Raw genomic sequence first — 5,219 nt, forward strand, 5'->3', positions numbered from 1 at the left:
GTACGCATTGCAGACTTCAAATGCTTGGCACGATTGTGCTTTGAAGAAAAGACGCAGATGTTTTCATGCCTGCCCTTGTTTCGTTGACATCTAGGGGGTGACATGATCGCTTAGGCATCCAGACCAGAGGAACCTGCCCATGACCTATACCCCTGCCGAAGACCGCTATGCGCGGATGACGTACCGTCGCTGTGGCAATTCGGGGCTGAAATTGCCCGCGGTGTCATTGGGGTTGTGGCACAACTTTGGCCACGACACCCCGCATGAAACCAAACAGGCAATTTGCCGGACGGCATTTGATCACGGGATCACGCATTTTGATCTGGCCAATAACTATGGCCCGCCCCCCGGTTCGGCAGAGCATGCATTCGGGTCGATACTTGCGGAAGATTTCAAAGGCCTCCGTGACGAGTTGATTATCAGCTCCAAGGCTGGATATCATATGTGGCCCGGTCCCTACGGCGAGTGGGGCAGCCGTAAAATGATGATTTCATCATGTGATCAATCGCTCAAACGGATGGGGTTGGACTACGTTGATATTTTCTATTCGCACCGCTTTGATCCCGAAACCCCGCTAGAGGAAACGATGGGCGCGCTTGACTACATCGTGCGGTCTGGGCGCGCGTTGTATGCAGGGATTTCGTCTTATAATTCTGAACGCACCCGCGAGGCTGTGGCGATCTTGAATGATCTTGGGACGCCCTGTGTGATTCACCAGCCGTCTTATAATATGATCAATCGCTGGGTAGAGCGGGACGGTCTAAAAGACACTTTAAAGGAATTGGGTGTCGGCTCTATCGCGTTTACCCCGCTGGCGCAGGGTATGCTGACCAAGAAATACCTTGGCGGTATTCCAGAGGGCAGCCGCGCGTCGCAGGACAAATCGTTGTTTCCTTCAATGCTCAGCGATCAGGCGATCGCGAATATTCGCAAGCTTGACGAAATCGCCCAGACGCGTGGGCAGACGTTGGCGCAGATGGCGATTGCTTGGGTTTTGCGGGGCGATGGCATAACGACAGCCTTGATCGGTGCGTCAAAGCCGTCGCAGGTTGTGGATTGTGCGGGCGCTATTGCGAACCTTACGTTCAGCGCAGACGAGCTTGCCCTAATTGATGAATACGCCAATGAAGAACAAATAAACCTTTGGGCTGCTTCGTCCGAGCTTTGATCTGCGGCGCTCACGTTTCTGCGTGGTGGTGTTGACAGTGCGGACATTGAAATGACTACTACGGCGGAACTTTGAACCCAACGGATAATGCGCGCTTTATGGCCATTTGTACGTCACAGACAGCTTGCCGGATCGAGCGCCGATGACTGCTTATCCGCATGCAACGGCTGGTCAGACAATTGGACTGTTGGGCGGGTCGTTTGATCCCCCGCATGCAGGCCATGTGCATATTACCAAGGCCGCACTCAAGCGGTTTGGATTGGATCATGTTTGGTGGCTGGTGTCGCCCGGAAATCCGTTGAAAAAGAATGGCCCTGCGCCGCTGTCAGATCGGGTCCAAGCATCGCGGGCGCTTATGCAACACCCTCGAGTGACGGTTACGGATATCGAAGCGCGACTAGGGACACGGTACACGGCCCAAACGTTGGCTGCATTGTGCAAGCGCTATCCGGCGGTGCGGTTTGTGTGGCTGATGGGGGCCGACAATCTGGCGCAGTTTCATCGCTGGCAGGACTGGCAATGGATCATGGACACGGTGCCAATTGGTGTGATTGCCCGCCCAGGTGACCGGATTTCGGCACGTCTCTCCAAGGCCGCAAAAGTCTATGCAAATGCGCGCGTACAAGGACATGCGTCGCATATTTTGGGACGCTTGCAAGCACCCGCTTGGTCGTTTGTGAATGTGCCGATGTCTGATCAGTCGTCATCGGCAATTCGTGCGCGGGGGGAATGGTAATGCAGTTATCACGCCGTGCAATGTTGGCAGGGGCCGCGTCCACCTTGGCGACCACCGCTTTTGCAAATGCACCGTTGACGTCGCTGCGGCCAGTCGCACGTGTTGAACCGCAGGACGCTGTCGCAAAATTAGTAAAGAATGCTGGCCTGACGGGTCGAATTGGCGTGCGTGTTGTTGATCTGGCCAGCGGCGAAGTTCTTGAGAGTATTGATAGCAGTATCGCGCAGCCACCTGCGAGCGTCACCAAGGCCTTTACTGCGCTCTATGCGCTGGAAGCCCTTGGCGCAGGTCACCAATTCAAAACACGCATATTTGCTGATGGTGAAATAAAAAATAACATTTTAGATGGTAATTTGATTTTGGCAGGTAGTGGTGATCCCGAGCTTGTCACTGACAGTCTTGCCGCATTGGCGCAGTCACTTAAAGAGACGGGGCTAACCGAAGTGACCGGTGATTTCCTTGTTTGGGACGAAGCCCTGCGCAACATTGACGAGATTGACAGCACCCAGCTCGACCATTTTGGGTACAACCCGACGGTTACCGGCCTCAATCTTAATTTCAACCGTGTGCATTTTGAATGGAAGCGCGAGGAGGATGACTTTGTCACGGCACTCGATGCGCGCAGCGCGAATTATCGGCCGGTGGTCACGACGTCGCGCATGGCCATTGTTGATCGGGTGGATCCCGTTTTCACATATCGGGATTTGGGCGATATTGATCAGTGGACGGTTGCGCGGGGTTCATTGAATGATGAAGGATCACGCTGGTTGCCCGTGCGCCATCCCGCCCTGTACGCAGGCGAAGTTTTCGCGACCTTTGCGCGCAGCCATGGCATTGTTCTGAAGGCCCCGAAAGAAACGGTTAAACCGCCCACTGGCACACCGCTGGCGACCTTTGAGGGCGAGCCGCTGACAGAAGTCATGCGTGGGATGTTGCGCTATTCAACGAATATCACCGCAGAGGCGGCGGGCCTGTCGGCGACTAACCAACGTGTCGGGGAAAAACGAGGTCTGCGGACCTCTGCCATCGGAATGGCGCGTTGGATAACAGAACGCTGCGGCGGGATAACACCGCATTTTGTTGATCATTCTGGTCTGGGCGACTTGTCGCGGGTATCGCCTGCGGATGCGGTTGGTATGCTGGCGGCACCCGATGTGAAGCAAACATTGCAGCCGATCATGCGTGACATCCGGTTGGTCGGCGACGATCAGAAGGTTATCGAACGCGCTGGTATGTCTGTGCGCGCCAAAACAGGGACATTGAATTTTGTGTCTACGCTAGCGGGCTATGTGCGCACAGACAAAGGCCGTGATCTGGCTTTCGCGATTTTTGCCTCTGACCTTGAGGCACGGCAGGCGGGCATCCTGGAAGGTGCGGAACGACCACGCGGCGCGCGTACCTTTAATACGCGCGCGCGGCGACTGCAGCAGGATATTCTAAAGCATTTGGCGCTGCGACTGCCTGCTTAAAGGGTCATGTGCCGGGCACGTGCGCCACGCTCAATGGCTGCAGCATGCAAACGGTCAAGGTTTAATTCGTCCCTGATTTCTTCCAGCATGCGCACTTCGGGCCCAACAATACGGCCATCAGCAGCCGCAACATCGCAGGACAGCGCGTAAGCCGTTTCGTAAAGATGGTCGGGAAGGGCGTCGCGGATCAGACCAAACAATGCCTCAAGCCCATCTTCCTGCTCTAACAGGTCAAAGACCATTTTGGACATGCGGGGCAGTCGTTCGGCATCGTAGCCCGCAAAGACGGGTAGGTTGTTGATCACGTTGCTCATCTTCACAAGTTCGGCTGTGCGAATATGCTCGTCAGATGCTGACATAGCGATCATCAACGCGGCAAGGCTGTCTTGTGCGGTCATTGTGGCGTCTTCAAGCATGATCAATTCCTTTACTTCTGCTTACCCATTTATTGACGCCTTGTCAGTCTCGCAATAGGGAGAGCGCGCAGCGGCGCTCATAATGACGCCGCGTAGGATGTGAGATAACCCATGAGCAATCTGCGAGAAGCGGCGATGACGTCGAAGGCTTGGCCCTTTGTAGAGGCGCGCGCATTGCTCAAACGGTATGAAAACAAGGCGCCCGAAAAGGGATATGTCCTGTTCGAAACCGGCTATGGTCCATCTGGTCTGCCGCATATCGGCACCTTTGGCGAGGTTTTGCGCACGACAATGATCCGGCGTGCATTCGAAGTTATTTCTGACATTCCGACCAAAATGATCTGTTTTTCGGATGATCTGGACGGCATGCGCAAGATTCCAGGCAATGTGCCACAGCAAGAAATGCTGGCCGAGCATATGCACAAGCCGCTGACATCTGTGCCCGATCCATTTGGCGAATACGAGAGTTTTGGCCACCACAATAACGCTATGCTGCGCCGGTTCTTGGATACGTTCGGCTTTGAATACGAATTCTATTCGGCCCGTGAATTTTACCGGACTGGTCAGTTTGATGAGATCCTCAAGCGTGCCGCCGAACGCTATGACGACATCATGGAAGTCATGCTAAAGTCATTGCGCGAAGAACGCCGCGAGACCTATTCGATCTTTTTGCCAATCCATCCCGAAACGGGCCGTGTGCTTTATGTGCCGATGAAAAATGTTGATGCCGTCAAAGGCGAAGTGACGTTTGACGATCCAGACGGTCGTGAATGGACGCTGCCTGTGACGGGCGGCAACGTCAAACTGCAGTGGAAGCCTGATTTTGGCGCGCGCTGGGCTGCATTGGACGTCGATTTTGAGATGTACGGCAAAGAGCACGCCACGAACACGGCGATTTACGACCGCATTTGCGAGATTTTAGGCGGCAAGAAGCCGAACCATTTCTCATACGAGCTGTTCTTGGATGAAAGCGGTCAGAAGATTTCAAAGTCGTCCGGCAATGGCATTTCGATTGATGAATGGCTGACCTATGCGTCGACAGAATCCCTGAGCTATTTTATGTATCTCAAGCCCAAGACCGCCAAGCGGATGCATTTCGATGTGATCCCAAAGGCCGTGGATGAATATCATCAACAGCTGCGCGCGTATGCCGATCAAGATGATGCAGGCCGCGCCAATAACCCTGTGTTCCATATTCACGGGGGCGATGTGCCTGCCTCTGACATGGTTGTGCCATTCGCGATGCTGCTGAACTTGGCCTCTGTTTCGGGCGCCGAAGACAAAGACACGCTGTGGGGCTTTATCCAGCGCTATGCGCCGGATGCGTCTGCCGAAAATAACCCGCAGATGGATCAAGCGGCAGGCTTTGCCGTGCGGTATTACAATGACTTCGTGAAGCCCAATAAGACTTACCGCACGCCGACGGATCA

Annotated in this window: 5 protein-coding genes; 4 read left to right on the top strand and 1 reads right to left on the bottom strand. The window is 54.5% G+C overall.

The window, feature by feature from the left end; genetic code table 11:
• Positions 1 to 139: 139 nt before the first annotated feature.
• The 3 genes from mgrA to dacB all read left to right on the top strand — a co-directional run bounded on the left by mgrA (position 140) and on the right by dacB (position 3,373).
• Positions 140 to 1,168: an L-glyceraldehyde 3-phosphate reductase gene (gene mgrA, locus QZ197_RS13235; protein WP_296432524.1), complete on the top strand. Its 1,029-nt coding sequence runs from the start codon at positions 140 to 142 to the stop codon at positions 1,166 to 1,168.
• 142 nt (positions 1,169 to 1,310) lie between these two features.
• Positions 1,311 to 1,904, top strand: a complete 594-nt coding sequence (locus QZ197_RS13240; RefSeq protein WP_296432525.1) for a nicotinate-nucleotide adenylyltransferase — start codon at positions 1,311 to 1,313, stop codon at positions 1,902 to 1,904.
• Positions 1,904 to 3,373 carry a D-alanyl-D-alanine carboxypeptidase/D-alanyl-D-alanine-endopeptidase gene (gene dacB, locus QZ197_RS13245; protein WP_296432526.1) on the top strand — a complete coding sequence of 490 codons (1,470 nt, stop codon included), beginning with the start codon at positions 1,904 to 1,906 and terminating at the stop codon, positions 3,371 to 3,373. Before QZ197_RS13240 ends, dacB begins: the two co-directional genes overlap by 1 nt.
• Here dacB and QZ197_RS13250 read toward each other — a convergent pair.
• A complete protein-coding gene (locus QZ197_RS13250) occupies positions 3,370 to 3,789 on the bottom strand; it encodes a tellurite resistance TerB family protein (RefSeq protein ID WP_296432527.1) in 420 nt (139 codons plus the stop codon). The genes dacB and QZ197_RS13250 overlap by 4 nt on opposite strands.
• A gap of 111 nt (positions 3,790 to 3,900) precedes the next feature.
• Here QZ197_RS13250 and QZ197_RS13255 point away from each other — a divergent pair.
• Positions 3,901 to 5,219, top strand: a 1,319-nt coding sequence (locus tag QZ197_RS13255) for a lysine--tRNA ligase (protein ID WP_296432528.1), incomplete at its 3' end; no start/stop codon positions are given.

Origin of the sequence: Yoonia sp. (assembly GCF_017854415.1) — a bacterium.
Classification (GTDB): domain Bacteria; phylum Pseudomonadota; class Alphaproteobacteria; order Rhodobacterales; family Rhodobacteraceae; genus Yoonia.